The organism is Enterobacter cloacae complex sp. IR5458 (genome assembly GCF_049238025.1).
Taxonomy (GTDB): Bacteria; Pseudomonadota; Gammaproteobacteria; order Enterobacterales; family Enterobacteriaceae; genus Enterobacter; species Enterobacter kobei.
This window is the reverse complement of sequence record NZ_JBMKIF010000033.1, coordinates 25,274-41,701: the sequence shown is the minus strand read 5'-3', so window position 1 is coordinate 41,701 and position 16,428 is coordinate 25,274. Positions and strand designations below refer to the sequence as shown.

General features: G+C 56.8%; 17 protein-coding genes. 9 read left to right on the top strand and 8 right to left on the bottom strand.

Translation table 11 applies throughout. The features are described 5' to 3' along the window. Positions 1–361 precede the first annotated feature (361 nt). Positions 362–1,063, top strand: coding sequence for a hypothetical protein (locus ACOTYN_RS21150; protein ID WP_332958976.1), 702 nt, complete (start codon positions 362–364; stop codon positions 1,061–1,063). Then, positions 1,060–1,494: a hypothetical protein gene (locus tag ACOTYN_RS21145; RefSeq protein ID WP_332958974.1), complete on the top strand. Its 435-nt coding sequence runs from the start codon at positions 1,060–1,062 to the stop codon at positions 1,492–1,494. Before ACOTYN_RS21150 ends, ACOTYN_RS21145 begins: the two co-directional genes overlap by 4 nt. Positions 1,495–1,531: 37 nt before the next feature. On the opposite strand, the gene ACOTYN_RS21140 is transcribed toward ACOTYN_RS21145, so the two are convergent. Together ACOTYN_RS21140 and ACOTYN_RS21135 are read right to left on the bottom strand one after the other, a co-directional pair. Then, the gene (locus ACOTYN_RS21140) at positions 1,532–2,116 is read right to left on the bottom strand and encodes a class I SAM-dependent methyltransferase (RefSeq protein WP_248178576.1); all 585 of its coding nucleotides are present in this window, start codon (positions 2,114–2,116) and stop codon (positions 1,532–1,534) included. Further along, complete coding sequence (locus tag ACOTYN_RS21135; RefSeq protein ID WP_332958970.1) at positions 2,116–3,129, bottom strand: HNH endonuclease; 1,014 nt, start codon at positions 3,127–3,129, stop codon at positions 2,116–2,118. Before ACOTYN_RS21135 ends, ACOTYN_RS21140 begins: the two co-directional genes overlap by 1 nt. A 638-nt stretch (positions 3,130–3,767) precedes the next feature. On the opposite strand from ACOTYN_RS21135, the gene ACOTYN_RS21130 reads away from it, so the two are divergent. From ACOTYN_RS21130 to ACOTYN_RS21115, 4 genes are all read left to right on the top strand, one after another. Continuing rightward, positions 3,768–4,283: a DUF2778 domain-containing protein gene (locus ACOTYN_RS21130; RefSeq protein ID WP_201404734.1), complete on the top strand. Its 516-nt coding sequence runs from the start codon at positions 3,768–3,770 to the stop codon at positions 4,281–4,283. Continuing rightward, the gene (locus ACOTYN_RS21125; protein ID WP_332958965.1) at positions 4,264–4,782 is read left to right on the top strand and encodes a hypothetical protein; all 519 of its coding nucleotides are present in this window, start codon (positions 4,264–4,266) and stop codon (positions 4,780–4,782) included. Before ACOTYN_RS21130 ends, ACOTYN_RS21125 begins: the two co-directional genes overlap by 20 nt. Position 4,783: 1 nt before the next feature. After that, positions 4,784–5,269, top strand: a complete 486-nt coding sequence (locus tag ACOTYN_RS21120) for an Hcp family type VI secretion system effector (protein WP_201404732.1) — start codon at positions 4,784–4,786, stop codon at positions 5,267–5,269. A 442-nt stretch (positions 5,270–5,711) separates the two neighbouring features. After that, the gene (locus ACOTYN_RS21115) at positions 5,712–6,167 is read left to right on the top strand and encodes a SymE family type I addiction module toxin (RefSeq protein WP_198886550.1); all 456 of its coding nucleotides are present in this window, start codon (positions 5,712–5,714) and stop codon (positions 6,165–6,167) included. Positions 6,168–6,210: 43 nt separating this feature from the next. On the opposite strand, the gene trpS is transcribed toward ACOTYN_RS21115, so the two are convergent. After that, positions 6,211–7,212, bottom strand: coding sequence for a tryptophan--tRNA ligase (gene trpS, locus ACOTYN_RS21110; RefSeq protein ID WP_332958962.1), 1,002 nt, complete (start codon positions 7,210–7,212; stop codon positions 6,211–6,213). A 199-nt stretch (positions 7,213–7,411) separates the two neighbouring features. Between trpS and fosA the strand changes: the two genes are divergently transcribed. Further along, on the top strand, positions 7,412–7,837 hold the full coding sequence (fosA, locus tag ACOTYN_RS21105) for a FosA/FosA2 family fosfomycin resistance glutathione transferase (protein WP_047343940.1): 426 nt from the start codon (positions 7,412–7,414) through the stop codon (positions 7,835–7,837). Here the strand turns inward: fosA and ACOTYN_RS21100 are convergent. Further along, on the bottom strand, positions 7,823–8,830 hold the full coding sequence (locus tag ACOTYN_RS21100) for a LacI family DNA-binding transcriptional regulator (protein ID WP_045134373.1): 1,008 nt from the start codon (positions 8,828–8,830) through the stop codon (positions 7,823–7,825). The genes fosA and ACOTYN_RS21100 overlap by 15 nt on opposite strands. 185 nt (positions 8,831–9,015) lie before the next feature. Here ACOTYN_RS21100 and ACOTYN_RS21095 point away from each other — a divergent pair, with 185 nt between their 5' ends. Both ACOTYN_RS21095 and ACOTYN_RS21090 read left to right on the top strand, forming a co-directional pair. After that, positions 9,016–10,104 (top strand): cellulase family glycosylhydrolase, encoded by a 1,089-nt coding sequence (locus ACOTYN_RS21095; RefSeq protein WP_332958959.1) that lies wholly within the window; start codon positions 9,016–9,018, stop codon positions 10,102–10,104. A gap of 50 nt (positions 10,105–10,154) precedes the next feature. Then, the gene (locus tag ACOTYN_RS21090) at positions 10,155–11,576 is read left to right on the top strand and encodes an MFS transporter (RefSeq protein WP_332958957.1); all 1,422 of its coding nucleotides are present in this window, start codon (positions 10,155–10,157) and stop codon (positions 11,574–11,576) included. On the opposite strand, the gene ACOTYN_RS21085 is transcribed toward ACOTYN_RS21090, so the two are convergent. From ACOTYN_RS21085 to ACOTYN_RS21070, 4 genes are read right to left on the bottom strand one after another with little or no spacing between them, the layout of a single operon-like run. Next, the gene (locus ACOTYN_RS21085; protein ID WP_332958955.1) at positions 11,539–12,360 is read right to left on the bottom strand and encodes an alpha/beta hydrolase; all 822 of its coding nucleotides are present in this window, start codon (positions 12,358–12,360) and stop codon (positions 11,539–11,541) included. The two genes, ACOTYN_RS21090 and ACOTYN_RS21085, sit on opposite strands and share 38 nt — an antisense overlap. A gap of 30 nt (positions 12,361–12,390) precedes the next feature. Further along, positions 12,391–14,010: an MFS transporter gene (locus ACOTYN_RS21080; RefSeq protein ID WP_023331926.1), complete on the bottom strand. Its 1,620-nt coding sequence runs from the start codon at positions 14,008–14,010 to the stop codon at positions 12,391–12,393. After that, entirely contained in the window at positions 14,007–14,414 is a 408-nt protein-coding gene (locus ACOTYN_RS21075) for a DoxX family protein (protein WP_332958953.1), read from the bottom strand. Before ACOTYN_RS21075 ends, ACOTYN_RS21080 begins: the two co-directional genes overlap by 4 nt. Beyond that, positions 14,414–16,285 carry an amidohydrolase gene (locus tag ACOTYN_RS21070; RefSeq protein WP_332958951.1) on the bottom strand — a complete coding sequence of 624 codons (1,872 nt, stop codon included), beginning with the start codon at positions 16,283–16,285 and terminating at the stop codon, positions 14,414–14,416. The genes ACOTYN_RS21075 and ACOTYN_RS21070 overlap by 1 nt, the downstream gene beginning before the upstream one ends. Between the last annotated feature and the right edge of the window lie 143 nt (positions 16,286–16,428).

Genomic DNA, 16,428 nt, shown 5'->3' with positions numbered 1-16,428 from the left:
GGCTTATGAAGACATTACTAACATCGGGGTGTACTAATCAACGGGGAGCAGGTCAGAGTTTTCGCGTCGCATACAGTACCTACAGAAGGCACATGAACACACTAGTGAAAAAGCTGCTTAAGAACCTTACGGAGCTGTGCATGCCAAAACTCGTCTCCTCAGTGAATTATCCCTGCATACTTCCCTGAAAATGTGCTTTAAGGATCTGCAACTCCAGTGAGCCGTTACTCCCCCCCAATGCATAGTTTTCTTCATCAAACCTGCATGCAACTCTGGCTCTAAAAATCCTTAAATAGTTGTCTGGACTGCCAAAAAAATCGTCTATAACATAGCCAGTTAGACTACATATGGAGATGTAAGCATGAGCACCAGAAGAGAGATAAAGGATGGGGCACTCTTTGACGTTCTTGACAGAGGGATAGTCTACACTGAGGCGTTGGGCTGGCTTGATATGGGGCATGCCCGCGGCAACGACGTGGCGGCGCTCAAACGTCAATTCGTTGAGGGAGAGCGTAGCGGTAAGCCATCTTATTTTGTCATGTATCGGCAAGATATGGGCCTCTTAAAATTCAAATCACGGCTTGGCGTCGGGAAGTTCTCTCACTGGGAAATTAAGCGTGGCCGGAGTACCGAAGACATTAACAGAATCATGCTGGCGATGATGATGAACACCGCATCCAGATTCGAAGGTCTGCAAAGCCTGCGATCGTTCTCCTGGTATACGGACAGCGGCTTTAGCGGTGAGGATTTGGTGTCTGACCTGTTCGGGTTATATTGCGCAATTATTCCTGGCCGGTACGGCTATCGTCTCAAGCCTGTGAGCTATGAATCAGCCGTTCGTCGGTGGGATTACTATGGCGCTATCGGTTCCCATAAAAACCATGGCTTTCGTCCGATTCTCTTTCCTGATCCTGAGGATCAGTGTGTGCGGCATCAGCCTTATACGGTCAATCTTCCGCATTTTATGACCTGGCTTCGGCCGTGGGAAGATTTCACATCCGGAGTGGTTAAGGTCATTACAAACGATGGGACATCGCTCTCATTCATGGGGGCTAAACGATGAAAATCCTTTTAAAAGTCCTGAAGTGGTGTGCACTCTCGGTTGCCACCGTCTTTATCCTAAGATGGCTGTTTGTCTGGTTCGTGGCATCGGGCTCGGATGAAACGACGGTTTACACCGAAAATGACTTTTTCAACTACCACACGCTGACTGACAATGATATTGAAAACGCCCCGCGTATCACGGACGACTACTATTTCGAGGCGCATCCCGGCGATGGTTATGCCCCTTCAAATAGCATCTTCTTTAAAGGGACTACCGATGCGGCACCCTTGCGCGCGTATCTCGAAACGCTGGGATACACCAAGGAAAAGCGCCGCCTGGGAGATAAGGAAATCTTGTCAAAACCCGATCAGGTAAAAGGGGATATTTTCTATCTGTACTTTAATGCCGCCACGGGTGAAGTTGAGCTGACCAAGGTGATAAATGACTGAGCTAACCTACTCCCTGTTGATTAGCTCAACGAATTGATTAAGCAGCGTTTTTTCTTAATATCCCATTCAGCCATGTCTCATCCCTGTCTGGGCGGTTATCCTGAGTCGCCCACAGCGAAGCTATCTCAATTCCCGGAACCGCGCTCAGCAACTCCCGCAACCCCTCTTCATCCTGGTCCGTAAACCGTCTTTCACCCTGCACACGCTCACCATTCCCATACTTAAAGGACACATACCAGACGCCGCCAGGTTTAAGCGCATCCGCAAGCTTCTGCATTACAGCAGGTAACCCAGAAGAGGGGACATGCAGCAAAGATGCACAACACCAGATCCCATCGTACTGCGCTTTATCGTCTATCTCTGAAAACGTCATTAACCGCACGGGTAACCCGGAATGTTGCCTTGCCAGCCCCACCATCGCGGAAGATGCATCAAAAGCAACCACCTGATAACCCATGTCATGAAAGGCTTTTGCGTCTCGTCCTGAACCGCAGCCCGCATCCAGAACTCGGGCACCGTGAGGCAGATGTTGGGTAAAGGCCTCGTAAAGCGGGGTCATATCGACATTGACCGTGCCATCGAAGAAATCCTGTGCGTGATTCTGATAGTAGTGAAGTGTCATTAAAACGTTGCCTCGCCTTCCGCGTTGGGTTTCCAGGTATGGATAAGTTTGTCCAGCGCGGCCTGCCAGTTACGCTGAAGAAAGCTTTTCCGTGCTTCAGGACGTTGCCCTGTCTGTAGAACAATCGTCTCATGTAACGGCAGTTTGCTCTGAATAAAATACTCATTGCGAGTGTGTAACCGCTGCAGGAGCCTGAGGTCGGGAATGCGTGCAGATTTGCCTTCAACGCCACGGTTACAACACCGGCAGGCCAGCACTAAGTTCCATACGCCGTTAATATTGATCACTTCTTTGCGGGCAGCCCAGGGAATAAAGTGGTCGACGTCCGCCAGTTCTGCGTCTCCCGTTACCAGACTGATGGGTTTAAAGCAGTAAAAACATCGTCCTTTCTGGTAACCATTCAGGCTGTCGCGGCAGCTGGTGATGTCTACGCGACGCGCGTTTACCCTCGTGAACAGCAGCTGATTATCTTCGTCGAACTCCACGCCCACAAGGTTACGTGAAATCCCCATCGACCATGCCTGTTCCACCAGGTTCCAGCGGGCATTGGTTTCAAAGGCGAGGTTTTTATACTGCAGGCGTTCACCCAGTAAAAAGAAGTTATCCGTCAGGCGGATCCCGTTGTGGGTTTTACGTTCATCAAGGAAAAAACGTTTATCGATCTCGCCCTGGTTCACGTAGTGAAAGGCATCGATCACGTTGTTAAAGCCAAGGCGCACCGTCGCTTCAATGAGTTGGGCATGCGAGATTTCACCTCGGTTGAACTTCAGGCAGGTTTCCAGAAATTGACTGCTGCGTGAGGTGATCTGTTTTGGCGCATGCCTCAGGTGATCGCAAAGATAGCGGCTGAACGGCACGGCAAGCTGGTCTAGCGTTATCAAATCGCTACCCGTCTTATCCGCTTCATACAAGGCAGACGCCAGTGCAAATTTGTAAGATGCGACGTTCCTTCCAAAGAGGATCACACCACGCCAGTAGTTCTCAAGCGTCGGATCGGCCTGATAAAATTCCATCGATGAAGTCCTGTTACGGTTGGCTGGGCAGGGCGTTACTAAAGCCTGTAACAGGATCACATAACAAAATCAGGGTGATGTAAATCGTTAATCTATAGGTTTGATGAATTTTGAGAGATCTGAGAACAAGGGCTGGATGCGACGGATTTGTCGTCTAAGGCAATTTAGCGAATGAATAGATTTTTGGATGAGGAAAATAAGACTGATTTTCAAGCCAGCGATTTACCAGTATCCCCCAAATCCATTCCCTGAATCCTCCTCGTATTTCTCAATTTTACCTGTCGCAAAACCGCTGCATTTATATTCATCTCTGTATAATAGGCAGCAGTAATTACGCCAGTCGGAAAAACGCCTCTTCATGGGGATGTCCTCATGTGGCTTATGAAGACATTACTAACATCGGGGAGCAGGTCACTCTGCCAGTGGTTCGGTCTCGCCCCTTAGGGAACATGGTCAACTTGATAAACTTCGCTTCCTGACACACCTCTGATGTTACCGCCTAACAGGCCTTACACGTTGTCTTAACACCAACGGGCTATTGTCTGAAAATCAGAGGTCTTTCAGAAGAAAACCTTCTTATGTCCGATTGCGTAGGAGTACGATAATCCAAAAAATCATTATAGATAAAAGGGTTATCTATGGCTCTACATGGAAAGTTCGTAATTAATGATGCGTACTACTCCCCGTTATCGTTTCCTGGTATAGGCACGTTTTTAGCTTTCTCTGGTAATGGTGCTTACCGTAATCGTGGGGCATGTGGAATGATCCCCAAAGAGGGGCCAGTACCAGCGGGTAAATACTGGATTGTTGACCGCCCTCAAGGTGGACTGAAGTCACAGCTAAACGCAGGGGGAAGAGACATTTATAATCACTTCGCCAATGGTGCAACATTTAAACATTCTGAATGGTTCGCATTATGGCGTGATGATTGGGGGATCGACGATTACACATGGATTGAGAGCGTTCAGCGTGGCAATTTCCGTTTGCATCCAGGCGTACTATCAGAAGGTTGTATCACTCTCCCACATGATTCTGATTTTGCCATGTTGCGTAATGCTCTGTTGAGAAGCCAAAGAATAGATGTTCCTTGCATGAGGAAGCTACAGGCATACGGCACGATTGAGGTGATCTCCAATGGCAAAACATGCCCTTAGTTTATTTATCAAGATAGTGCTGTTCGCTGTTGTTATGCTGATCGTTGCTGAAATAGTTCCGTATGAAGGATTAGTTAATTCTATTACGGGGCTTTTTGATTTCCAGAGCGCCGACAAGTTTACCCGCTTCATTTTGGGTGAACCTGATTTAGAAGTTTGGGAATCGTTAGACGCCTATTTTAGCATCTTAATCAATACATTAATCAGTGTACCTGTCATGAGCGCCATTACCACGGCGTACAGTGGCGCGACACATAAAGTTAGTCCAGCAGGCATCCCCAGAGAGTGGTTCAGTTCCACATTGCGACGGTTAGCTAAAATCTTCGGGTTTACCTTCCTGTTTTGGGCGTTGTTTCGCTTGCTGCCTTATCAGTCTTTATTCCCGGATCAAACGTATTCAAATTTCACAATGGCGGCGATTGTGGGCTTTCAGTTGCTCTTAACGATTGTTTGCTACTGGTTCATCACGAAGAAAATCACAACTAAAAGGAGTTTGTAAAATGCCTATTCCGGCTTACATGTGGCTTAAGGACGATGGCGGCGCAGACATTAAAGGAGCTGTAGACGTTCAGGATCGTGAGGGGAGTATAGAGATTGTTGGCTTTAGTCATGGTCTGAACATTCCAGTAGACGGTGCCAACGGGAAGATTACTGGCAAGCGTTCACATTCTCCGATGATGATTGAAAAGGAGTTTGATAGCTCCAGCCCGTATCTATACAAAGCTGTTGCCACCGGTCAAACGTTGAAAAGTGCGGAGATTCGCTGGTATCGCATTAACCATGCAGGACAAGAAGAGTGCTACTTCGTCATGACCATTGAGGGCGTGAAAGTGACGGGCATTAACCCAGGGATGCCAAACGCTAAAATGGCAGGAAACTCGCAGATCAACCACATGGAATCTGTTTCCCTGATGTATGACAAAATCACCTGGCGTTATGTTGATGGTAATGTCCAGTATACGGACGATTGGAACGTAAGAGCGTAACAAATCGAAAGGAGGCATTGAGTGCCTCCTTTTTATTAACGCTTATCCTCTCAAGGGAGCCTGTCCGTAATTCTGTGTAACTGCCATCGTATTAAAGGTTATCGCTCAGTCGGTCACCGAACTTGATAATAAAACAACTCATTGCCAGCCCGCAGATCGGCGAATGGTTGCTCTGAGGTTCATGCGGGCGCTCACCTTATATTCTGATAGTCCTCGCTGCGTAATTTCCCTGACCCAACCCTATTTCCTGAATCCCCCTCGCAAATTCCAAATTTCCCCTACACCAAGCCGCTGTATTTATATTCAGCCTTGTATAATGAGCACCAGAAATTACGCCGAACGGCAAAGGAAGTATCAAAGATAGTTTAACCGAGAATTCGCGATATGAAGGTGCTGCAACACCCCCATACCGCTAACCACAACAACTAGTAAGGAGTTGAAAATGGCTGCGACGAATTTTAAGCCAGAGTTTACTGTTTGCAAAACAGAATCAGACGCTTTCACCGGCATGATTGAAAACCGCGAGCTGGTACGCAAAAACAGCGCCCGTCGACTTCACGGCAACCAGCCCAACGCGGCGCCCGTCCATCCACGCGCGGAGACGCCGCAGGACAGTGCCGCCTGCTGCGAACTGTATGCGCGTATAGACATGAAATACCTTCTTCTGGGCGGTGACTGGCTAACCCGTGCGGGCTTTATCAACGGTATGCCCGTAAAAATCCGCGCCATGAAAGACTGCATTGTGATTACGCCCCAGCATACAAGAGAACTATGGGGATGCCTGGAGGGTATGAGTGTGGTGAATATTAATAAGCAGAAAGTCGCGCAGTGGCTGAAGACCTTTCCGGGAGCATTAAATGACACCGGCGATATTCCGGTGATTAAGCGCAACGCCTGATAAATATCCCGGCCCTGCGCCGGGGTTATTATTTATATCGCCCTCAAAACACCGGCACCCCCAACCCAACCTTCACCTCCCTCAACGTCCCTTGCGTCACCCCCTGCGCCCGTTCGGTCCCGCGCTTCAGCATCGCCATCAGCTCGCCTTTATCCTGCATATACATCGCCCTCCGCTCCCGCATCGGCGCAATCAGCTCCTGCAAACACGCCTCCAGCTCGTTCTTACACGCCCGGTCACCCAGCCCGCCCGCCTGATAGTGCGCCTTAATCGCCGCCACTTTGTCCTTGTCCGGATGAAACGCGTCGAGGTAGGTAAACACCACGTTCCCCTCAATTTGCCCCGGGTCGCTCACCTTCAGGTGGTTCGGGTCGGTGTACATCGCGCTGACCGCACGATGAATGGTCTCTTCGCTGGCCGAAAGGTGCAGCGTGTTGCCCAGCGATTTCGACATCTTGGCGCTGCCGTCGATGCCTGGCAGGCGGCTGGTGTCGCTCAGCATCGCCTTGCAGTGGCGCAGCACCGGGGCGGGCAGCAGGCTGTTCATCTTGTGCACAATCTCGTTGGTCTGCTCAATCATCGGCAGCTGGTCGTCGCCGACGGGCACGCACTCGGCCTTAAACGCCGTGATGTCCGCCGCCTGGCTGATGGGGTAGGCCATAAACCCGACCGGCAGCGAGCGGGCAAAGCCCTTCTGCACAATCTCGTTTTTCACCGTCGGATTACGCTCAACGCGGGCGACGGTGACGATGTTCATATACAGCATCGTCAGCTCGGCGAGGGCGGGCAGGGCGGACTGCAGGCAGATCGTGGTCAGGTTCGGGTCGATGCCCGCGGCGAGGTAGTCGGCCAGCACTTCGGGGATGTTGTCGCGGATTTTTTGCGGGTTGCTGCCGTTGTCGGTCAGCCCCTGGAGGTCGGCAATCAGCACAAACTGGCTGTGCGTCTGCTGGAGCGCCACGCGCTGGCGCAGCGATCCGACAAAGTGGCCGAGGTGCAGCGGGCCGGTTGGGCGGTCGCCGGTGAGGATGGTTGGTGCGTTCATAAAGACTCCTTAATGTGCAGTTGCCGAAAGGGGTCTTAGATGTGAGAAAGCCGCCTTTCGGCGGCTATCTGAAAATGGGGAAAACAACTCCGAGCCGCCTTTAAGAAGGCAGCCACCAGCGGTTTACGGTGAGCACGGCGTGGTTTATGTTCATCTCTTTACCGTATCACGTCCGGCGCGAAAAACAAAAGGGCTCATTATGCTGCAATCACTCAACCATCTGACCCTCGCGGTCAGCGACCTGCAAAAAAGCGTCACCTTCTGGCACGAGCTGCTGGGGCTGACGCTCCACGCCCGCTGGAATACCGGGGCCTATCTCACCTGCGGCGATCTGTGGGTCTGCCTGTCGTACGACGAGGCGCGCCAGTATGTGCCGCCGCAGGAGAGCGACTACACCCACTACGCGTTTACCGTGGCGGAGGCGGATTTTGAACCGTTCTCAAACAAGCTGGAGCAGGCGGGCGTCACCGTCTGGAAGCAGAACAAAAGCGAGGGGGCGTCGTTCTATTTTCTCGACCCGGACGGGCACAAGCTGGAGCTGCACGTGGGCAGCCTCGCCGCGCGGCTGGCGGCGTGTCGCGAGAAGCCCTATGTGGGCATGGTGTTTACCTCAGACGAGGCTTGAGGCGCGCACCTTCAGCCTGCCCGCCAGCGTCACGTGCGTGGCGGCATCTTCCTGATTGCACAGATACTCCACCGCCAGCCGTCCCAGCTCGCTGTAGGGCAGCTGGATACTGGTCAGCGGCGGGGTGAGCTGCTCGGAGATCTTCTGGTCGTCGTAGCCCGCCAGCAGCATGTCCTGCGGGATGCGCACGCCGTTCACCGCCAGCGCCTGATAGCAGCCAATCGCCAGCCAGTCGCTGGCGCAGAAGATGGCGTCCGGGCGCTCGGCCAGTTCCAGCAGGGACGTGGTGGCGGTAAAGGACTCGCTGAACTGCCAGTTGGTCTGGCGCACCAGGCCTTCGTCGCACGCAAGTCCGGCCTGCTGTAATGCCGCCTGGTAGCCCGCGAGACGCTGGCGAGAGGCCTCCATCCAGCTCTCGCCTGTGATGTGGGCGATGCGCGTCGCTCCGCAGGCAATCAGGTGTTTAGTGACCTGAAAAGCGTTGGCGTAGTCGTCCGGAATAAACGACGGCAGCAGCGGCGAGCCGGGGTCGCGCTGGTTGAGCAGCACCAGCGGGATGCGGGTGCAGTCCTGGAAAGCCGTCATGTCCACCAGCGTGGTGACCGGAGATGCGAGAATAATCCCGATGCAGTTGCGCTTCTCCAGTTGGCGGATGATGTTCAGCGCCAGCTCGATGTCGTCGCCGTAGTCGTAGACGGTGAGCAGGGTCTCGTTGCGCCACGCGGCTTCCCGCGCCTGGCTGATGGCGTCAATAAACGGGTCGAAGCTCTGCATGGAGCTGACCAGCAGGGCGATCTCTTCCTGGTTGCGCGGGGCGTGAACGGCGGGGAGGCGGTCGTAGCCGAGCTCGGTGGCGACGTTTATCACCCGCTGGCGGGTGTCGTCGCTGAGCTTGATGTTGCGGGACTGGTTAAGCACCAGCGATACCGTCGCCTGCGACACCCCTGCCGCCCGCGCAATATCGTTCATCGTCACTTTCGGTTTTCGCTTCATCCGTCCTCTCCCTTTCGCGAATTCGCATCATACCCTAACCGCGCGCTTACGCGCCGTCGATCACGTTTCTCATTCATCGAAGCGCGAACTTTGTGAAGGCCGTCGCTTTTCGGCGTGCCGTGATTTGCGCATTTAACCCGCAGCTAATATTTATTAGCTAAATATTATCAGTAAGAGGACGCGTAATGAAAGAGCAGTGGAGCAGGGAGCAGGCACAGGCGTGGTACGAACAAAAGGGCTGGCTGTGCGGGTTTAACTATTTGCCGTCGACGGCGGTGAACTGGACCGATATCTGGCAGGAAGAGACCTTCGATGCCGAGACCATCGACCGCGAACTGGGCTGGGCGGCGGAGGCGGGCTACAACACCCTGCGCATCAACCTGCCGTTTATCGTCTGGGAGCATGACCGCGACGGGCTGATGGCGCGCATCGACCGGTTTTTGACCATAGCCGACGGCCGCGGGTTCAGCACCATGCTGACCCTGATGGACGACTGCGGCTTCTCCGGCGACGAGCCGTACCTCGGCCCGCAAAAGCCGCCCGTACCGGGCAAGCACAACAGCCAGGCGGCGGCGAGCCCGGGGCGGGATAAGGTGTGCGATCCCGACTGCTGGCCGCAGATTGAGCGCTATATCCGCGACGTTGTCCGCCAGTTCCGCGAGGATAAGCGCGTGCTGCTGTGGGATCTCTACAACGAGCCGGGTAACCGCGGCATTTTCGCGACGGGCACGCAGGAGGTGCAGTACGACGCGAAGCTGGAGACCTGCGCCCATGAACTGATGAAGCTGGCGTTCCGGTGGGTGCGTGAGGAGAACCCGACCCAGCCGCTCACCGTCTGCGCCTGGCGTCTGCCGCCGGAAGAGGAGGGCGAGACGTTCTTCCAGCATCCGCTGGACCAAACCGCGCTCGCGCTCTCTGACGTGGTGAGCTTCCACGCCTACACCCACACCGGGCGCATGACGGCGATAATCCAGCAGCTGCAAACGCTCGGTCGTCCGCTGTTCTGCACCGAATGGCTGGCGCGCCACGTGGGCAGCACCATCGAAGAGCAGCTCCCGCTGATGTATGCGGCGAAGGTCGCGCCCTACCAGTGGGGGCTGGTGCGCGGCAAAACCCAGACGTGGCTGCCGTGGCCGGTGGTGATGAAGGAGTCCACGGACTACTGTCGCCTCTGGTTCCACGACGTGTTTGAGGAGAACGGGATCCCGTTCTCACGCCGTGAAATCGCCCTGATGCAGCAGCTGCGTAAGATCGCCCCGAAGGCGCAGGACTAATAATATCGACCCGGCGGTCCACCGCCGGGCAACCAGGCAGGCATATAACAATGGCAATGACAATGAAAATACCGTCTCGCGAGTTGTGGTCTTATTTTGGTTATGGTTTAGGTCAGTGTTTTAGCTTTGGTTTAGTGGGTTCGTTTATTAACTATTTTTACACCGACGTGCTGGGCATTTCGGCGCTGGCGGCGAGCACCATTTTCCTGATTGCCCGCGCGTGGGACGCGGTTCACGATCCGCTATTTGCCAGCATTATGGACACCATTAACAGCCGGTTCGGCAAGTTTCGCCACTTTTTGCTGATCGCCCCTTTGTTGATCACCGGCGTCACGCTGCTGTCGTTCTATAAAATTGAAGCGGACATGACCACCAAAATCCTCTACGCCGGGGTGACCTACATCCTGTGGGGGACGCTGTATGCCATCTCCGATATTCCGTTCTGGTCGATGTCGTCGGTGATGACCAACGACTCCGCCCAGCGCACCCGCGCGGTGACGGCGGCGATGCTCGGGGTGAACGCCGGGATTGCCTGCGCCAATATCTTCTTCCCTAAGCTGGCGGCGTTCTTCGCCCAGTACAGCAACGACAAAGGCTACTTTATGGCGGCGCTGGTGATGATGCTGGTGGGGCTGCCGCTGATGCTTAACGGCTTTATGCAGATCAAAGAGCGCGTGCCGCCGAGCCCGGAAAAGGTGACCATCCGCGATACCTTCCACAACCTGCGTCAGAACAAGCCGCTGTTTATCGTCCTGCTGTCGTTCTTCTTCTGCGTGTTCCATAACGTGGCGGGCGGGCTGTATATCTACTTCTTTATCAACAACCTGGGCGATGGAAGCCTGCAGATGGCGATTGGCGTGATGGGGATTGTCGCGGCAGTGCTGTGCCTGGTCGCCCCGATGCTGACGCGCCGGATGCAGAAGCGGAAGCTGTTTATGATCCTCTGCGGGCTGGACGTGGCGGTGCGCGTGGTGATGTGGTTTGTCGGGTATCAGCAGGTGACGATGCTGTTTATCCTGCTCGGCCTGAGCACCCTGTTTGTGATGATGACCAACATCCTCACCTCGTCGATGATTGCCGACACCATCGAGTACGCGGAGTACCACACCCACAAGCGCTGCGCGGCGATCACCTTCTCCGGGCAGACCTTTACCGGCAAGATGTCGGTGGCGGTGGGCGGCGGGTTGATCGGTGTGTTCCTGACGTTGATTGGCTACGTGCCGCAGGCGCAGATCCAGAGTGAAGGCGTGCTGGAGGGGCTGTTCTTTGGGATTTGCCTGCTTCCGGCGATAGGGTCAGCGATCCGAATGGGCTTTATGTCGCGCTTTACCTTTACCGAGGAGAAGCATGCGGAGATTTGTCGGCTGCTGGCAGAGCGGAACGCATCTGCGAAAGCGCCGGGTGGCGGCTGCGCCTTACCCGGCCTACAGAAAATTACAGCGACTTCACAAACGCCAGCAGATCTTCGTTGAGCTGGTCCTGGTGGGTCAGCGCAAAGCCGTGCGGCGCGTTGTCGTACACCTTCAGCGTGGCGTTTTTGATCATCTCTGCCGCCAGCTTGCCGGTGCTTTCAAACGGCACGATCTGGTCGTTACTGCCGTGAATCACCAGCGTCGGCACGTCGATTTTCGCCATATCCGGGCGGAAGTCGGTTTCGCCGAACGCGGTCACGCAGTCGATGGTGCCTTTCAGCGATGCCAGCAGGGCAATATTCAGCGTCTGGGTCAGGGCACCGGCAGAAACGGTTTGTCCGGCGTTGGTACCGTAGAACGGGGTGGCGAAGTCGCTGATGAACTGGGCGCGATCTTTACGCAGTCCGTCGCGAATGCCCTCGAATACGCTTTGATCCACACCCTGCGGGAAGGAGTCGGATTTACCGAAGATCGGCGTGACCGCGCCCAGCAGCGCCAGACCGGCGACGCGCGCGCTGCCGTAGTTATTGATGTAACGGGTCACGTCGCCGCCGCCCATGGAGAAGCCCACCAGCGTCACGTCGCGCAGATCCAGGGTGGTGATCAGGTCATTGATGTCGGACGCAAAGGTGTCGTAGTCGTAACCGTTCCACGGCTGATCCGAGCGGCCAAACCCGCGACGGTCAAAGGCGATGGCACGGAAGCCGCGCTCGGCCAGGTAGTTCAGCTGGCTGTCCCACATGTCGCCGTCCAGCGGCCAGCCGTGGCTGAAGAGAACCGGTTTACCCGCGCCACAGTCTTTGTAGTAAATCTGCGTGCCGTCTTTTGCCTTAAACGTTGCCATAGTGTGTTCCTGTACAGGTGATGGTTATGGTTATACCGGCGCGACCAGGTAGCGAATAGCCGGTGAGGTTGTGCCCTGATGAAAAGCCAGAACGCGGCTCTGCAGCAGGAGGTCATTCATGGTGTGGCGCTCCTGCTGCCGCAGATGCTCAATCCACGAGCCCATCAGGAAGGTCTCGATAAACAGACCGGGGCGCTCGATATCTTCATATACCGCCCAGCTCATCGCCCCGGCGCGGCGGCGCACCCGGCGCAGCTCGTGGACCGCCTCCAGGAAGGCTTTGGCGTGTTGCGGGTCGATGAGGTACTCGTGCGAGACCAGCACCGGGCCGCGTTCGTTTGGCAGGTCAATCTCCACGCCGTCCAGCGGCTGACCGCTCAGGTCGAGGTTCAGGTCCGGATCTTTCTCCAGCTTCCAGCGGAACACCGTCGCGCTCGCCAGCACCATCCCCAGCGTGGCGACAACCAGCGAGGTTGGGGTACCGAACCGGGAGGCGATCTGCCCCCAGAGGGCGCTGCCTGCGGTCATCGAGCCGAAGAACACCGTCAGATACACCGCCAGCGCGCGGGCCTTCACCCAGCGGGCGGCGCTGCGCTGCGCGCCGAGATTGAGAGTGGAGAGCACCGCAATCCACGCGAAGCCGGTGAAAAACTCAAACAGGTTAAGCAGCCAGACGTGGCGCACAAACGCCAGCGCCAGCATGGTGAGGGCAAACGTCAGGCTGGCGGCCACCATCAGGCGGTCGGCATTCAGCCGCTGGCGCAGGCGCGGCAGCAGAATCGCGCCGGCAATCGCCCCCAGGCCAATGCACGCCAGCATTACGCCGTAGCCTGCCGGGCCTAAGCCCAGTTCGCGGCGCGCCACCAGCGGCAGTAACGCCCAGCCCGCGCTGCCGAAAACGAAGAAGGCCACGGTGCGCACCAGCACGTTGCGCAGCACCGGCGCGGCGTGCACGTAGCGAATGCCGGATCGCACCGCCGAGAAGAAATGCTCCGGCGGCAGACGCTGCACGGTCGGGGCCTGACGCCAGCGCCACAGTACCCACGCCACGCCGACCACGGAGAGCGCGTTCAGGGCAAACACCATCCACGGCCCGGCGAGCGACAGCAGAAAACCACCCAGCGCGGGGCCAATCGCCCGGCTGATGTTTACCCCGAGCGAGTTCAGCGCCACGGCGGCACCCAGCTCGGGCTTGCTCACCAGGTCCGGCACCACGGCCTGAAACGGCGGCGAGCTCATCGCCGCGCCGACGCTCAGTAGAAACGTCGCCACCAGCAGAACGGCGGGGGTGACGTGTCCGGTGAAAGAGAGCACCGTCAGCCCGGCGGCAGCGATAAACACCCACAGCTGGGAGAAGAGCAGGTATTTACGTCGGTCGACGATATCCGCCATTACCCCGGACGGCAGGGCGAAGAGGAACATCGGCAGGCTGCTGGCGGCCTGCACCAGCGCGATGTCCAGCGGATCGGCGCTCAGGGTCAGCATGCTCCAGTTGATGCCGACGTCGCTCATCCATGAGCCGACGTTAGAGACCACCGTGGCGATCCACAGCATCCTGAACACCGGCTGGCTTAGCGGCTGCCAGGGCGAAACCGTTGATGTGTGCGTCGTCTCGACGTGTGCGTCGCGAACGTCGTTAACCTGGGTCATGCGAACCTCTCCGCTGCCTTACGCTGCAATCGCCACTGGCCCGGGCCGGTGAGGGCAAGGGTGGTAAAGATAATCAGCAACAGCCAGCCAAACTGCCCTTCGGCAATCGACCAGTTCGGGTGCACCGCCAGCATCGCCACCAGCAGCACGGCGATAATCGGCAGGCACGCCAGGCGGGTATACACGCCCGCAATGATAAACAGCGGGCAAATTACCTCGGCGACGATGGCCGGGATCAGGCTGGCAAAGGGCCCGAAGCCGAACGGATCTTCAATGCGCGTCAGCTCTTCACTGAAGTGCAGCACCTTTGGCAGGCCGTGCACGTACAGCAGCAGCAGGCTGCCGGTCAGGCGCAGGAAGAACAGCCCCAGGTCAACCCGGGGCGGAGCAAGCGTGTTTTTCATCAGAATGCAAAGCAGCTGCAGCCCAGCGCCCCCCAGAAAGCGTTATCGTCGGACACCGGCATTTCTGACGTGCGGGCAAAATCATGCTGGTGGCTGTGAACCCCGCACGGGCCGCTGCAGTGGTGAACGGCGCTCATGCCCACGCGTGCGGCCTGCGGCGGCGCGCTGCGGTAGTGGCCCGGTACTTTCACGACCGGGGACCAGTCGGGCAGAACCGGAATGGCGGGCGGCGCGAGCGGGCCAAAGATGCCTGCCGCGTAGACGATATCGCCGTTGACCACCGTCAGGACGGACTCGATGCCCTTGATCTCCTCTTCCGGCACGCGGAAGTAGTCTTTGCTGAGTACGGCCAGGTCGGCGAGCTGGCCGACCTTGATCTGCCCCTTCTGATTCTGCTCGCTGGAGAACCACGCGCTGCCCTGGGTCCAGAGCATCAGGGCGGTATCGCGATCCAGACGGGCGCTGTGGTCGTACATCTGCATCCCGCCGACGGTACGGCCGGAGACCAGCCAGTAGAGCGCGGTCCACGGGTTGTAGCTCGCCACGCGGGTGGCGTCCGTACCTAAGCCCACCGGTACGCCGGTCTCCAGCATTTTCGCCACCGGCGGTGTATGGCGGGTGGCTTCGATGCCGTAACGTTCGGCAAAGTACTCGCCCTGGAAGGCCATACGGTGCTGGACGGCAATGCCGCCCCCGAGCGCTTTGATGCGGGCGATGTTGGCCTGGGTGACGGTTTCCGCGTGGTCAAAGAACCAGTGCAGGCCGTTGAACGGAATGTCGCGGTTCACCTTCTCGAAGACGTCCAGCATGCGGCTGATGGATTCGTTATAGGTGGCGTGCAGGCGGAACGGCCAGCGGTGCTCCACCAGATGGCGCACCACGCGCTCCAGCTCGTCCTCCATGCCCGGCGCGAGATCCGGGCGGGGTTCGAGGAAATCTTCAAAATCGGCGGCGGAGAAGACCAGCATCTCGCCCGCGCCGTTATGGCGGAAGAAGTCGCTGCCCTGGCCCGGCGTGAGCATGTCGGTCCATTTCTCAAAGTCCTCCAGCTCGTGGCCCGGACGCTGGGTAAACAGGTTGTAGGCGATGCGGATGGTCATCTGCTTTTTCTCGTGCAGCTCGGCAATCACCTCGTAATCTTCCGGGTAGTTCTGGAAGCCGCCGCCCGCGTCGATGGCGCTGGTCAGCCCCAGACGGTTCAGCTCGCGCATGAACTGACGGGTGGAGTTAACCTGCTGCTCCAGCGGCAGCTTCGGTCCTTTGGCCAGCGTGGCGTAGAGGATCATGGCGTTCGGGCGCGCAATCAGCATCCCGGTTGGGTTGCCGTTGGCGTCACGCTGGATCTCGCCGCCCGGCGGGTTCGGCGTGTCTTTGGTGTAGCCGACCACCTTCAGCGCGGCGCGGTTGAGCAGGGCGCGGTCATAGAGGTGCAGGATGAAAACCGGGGTGTCCGGGGCGGCGGCGTTGATCTCGTCCAGCGTCGGCATGCGGCGTTCGGCAAACTGGAACTCGGTCCAGCCGCCCACCACGCGTACCCACTGCGGCGACGGCGTGCGCAGAGCCTGCTCTTTCAGCATCCGCAGGGCATCGGCCAGCGACGGCACGCCTTCCCAGCGCAGCTCGAGGTTGTAGTTCAGCCCGCCGCGAATGAGGTGCAGGTGCGAATCGTTCAGCCCGGGGATGGCGGTGTGGCCTTTCAAATCGACCACTTTCGTACCGTCGCAGTGATGTTGCATCACCTCAGCGACGGTACCCACTTCCAGAAATTTTCCATCGCGCACGGCAACGGCTTCCGCGATGGGGTTCTCGCGATCGACGGTATGAAACTGGCCATTAACCAGAATGAGATCGGCTTTACCGAGGGTAACCATAACTGCTCCTGACTGAGAGGGGAATGGTCAGGATTATGGGAACCGGTTTCGGCAAAGATCCAGTTATACAATAGGATAGGTATACCAAAGTATAACTATACCTAAGGTTAACTATACGAAGAGATAATTACGCCCAGGTGCGA

Bases quoted from the DNA above. Each gene is read 5' to 3' on its own strand.
- ACOTYN_RS21075 (WP_332958953.1), bottom strand. From the start codon at position 14,414: ATGAAAAACACGCTTGCTCCGCCCCGGGTTGACCTGGGGCTGTTCTTC.
- ACOTYN_RS21085 (WP_332958955.1), bottom strand. From the start codon at position 12,360: ATGGCAACGTTTAAGGCAAAAGACGGCACGCAGATTTACTACAAAGAC.
- ACOTYN_RS21150 (WP_332958976.1), top strand. From the start codon at position 362: ATGAGCACCAGAAGAGAGATAAAGGATGGGGCACTCTTTGACGTTCTT.
- ACOTYN_RS21140 (WP_248178576.1), bottom strand. From the start codon at position 2,116: ATGACACTTCACTACTATCAGAATCACGCACAGGATTTCTTCGATGGC.
- ACOTYN_RS21130 (WP_201404734.1), top strand. From the start codon at position 3,768: ATGGCTCTACATGGAAAGTTCGTAATTAATGATGCGTACTACTCCCCG.
- ACOTYN_RS21090 (WP_332958957.1), top strand. From the start codon at position 10,155: ATGGCAATGACAATGAAAATACCGTCTCGCGAGTTGTGGTCTTATTTT.
- ACOTYN_RS21120 (WP_201404732.1), top strand. From the start codon at position 4,784: ATGCCTATTCCGGCTTACATGTGGCTTAAGGACGATGGCGGCGCAGAC.
- ACOTYN_RS21115 (WP_198886550.1), top strand. From the start codon at position 5,712: ATGGCTGCGACGAATTTTAAGCCAGAGTTTACTGTTTGCAAAACAGAA.
- fosA (WP_047343940.1), top strand. From the start codon at position 7,412: ATGCTGCAATCACTCAACCATCTGACCCTCGCGGTCAGCGACCTGCAA.
- ACOTYN_RS21070 (WP_332958951.1), bottom strand. From the start codon at position 16,285: ATGGTTACCCTCGGTAAAGCCGATCTCATTCTGGTTAATGGCCAGTTT.
- ACOTYN_RS21125 (WP_332958965.1), top strand. From the start codon at position 4,264: ATGGCAAAACATGCCCTTAGTTTATTTATCAAGATAGTGCTGTTCGCT.
- trpS (WP_332958962.1), bottom strand. From the start codon at position 7,212: ATGAACGCACCAACCATCCTCACCGGCGACCGCCCAACCGGCCCGCTG.
- ACOTYN_RS21145 (WP_332958974.1), top strand. From the start codon at position 1,060: ATGAAAATCCTTTTAAAAGTCCTGAAGTGGTGTGCACTCTCGGTTGCC.
- ACOTYN_RS21135 (WP_332958970.1), bottom strand. From the start codon at position 3,129: ATGGAATTTTATCAGGCCGATCCGACGCTTGAGAACTACTGGCGTGGT.
- ACOTYN_RS21100 (WP_045134373.1), bottom strand. From the start codon at position 8,830: ATGAAGCGAAAACCGAAAGTGACGATGAACGATATTGCGCGGGCGGCA.
- ACOTYN_RS21095 (WP_332958959.1), top strand. From the start codon at position 9,016: ATGAAAGAGCAGTGGAGCAGGGAGCAGGCACAGGCGTGGTACGAACAA.
- ACOTYN_RS21080 (WP_023331926.1), bottom strand. From the start codon at position 14,010: ATGACCCAGGTTAACGACGTTCGCGACGCACACGTCGAGACGACGCAC.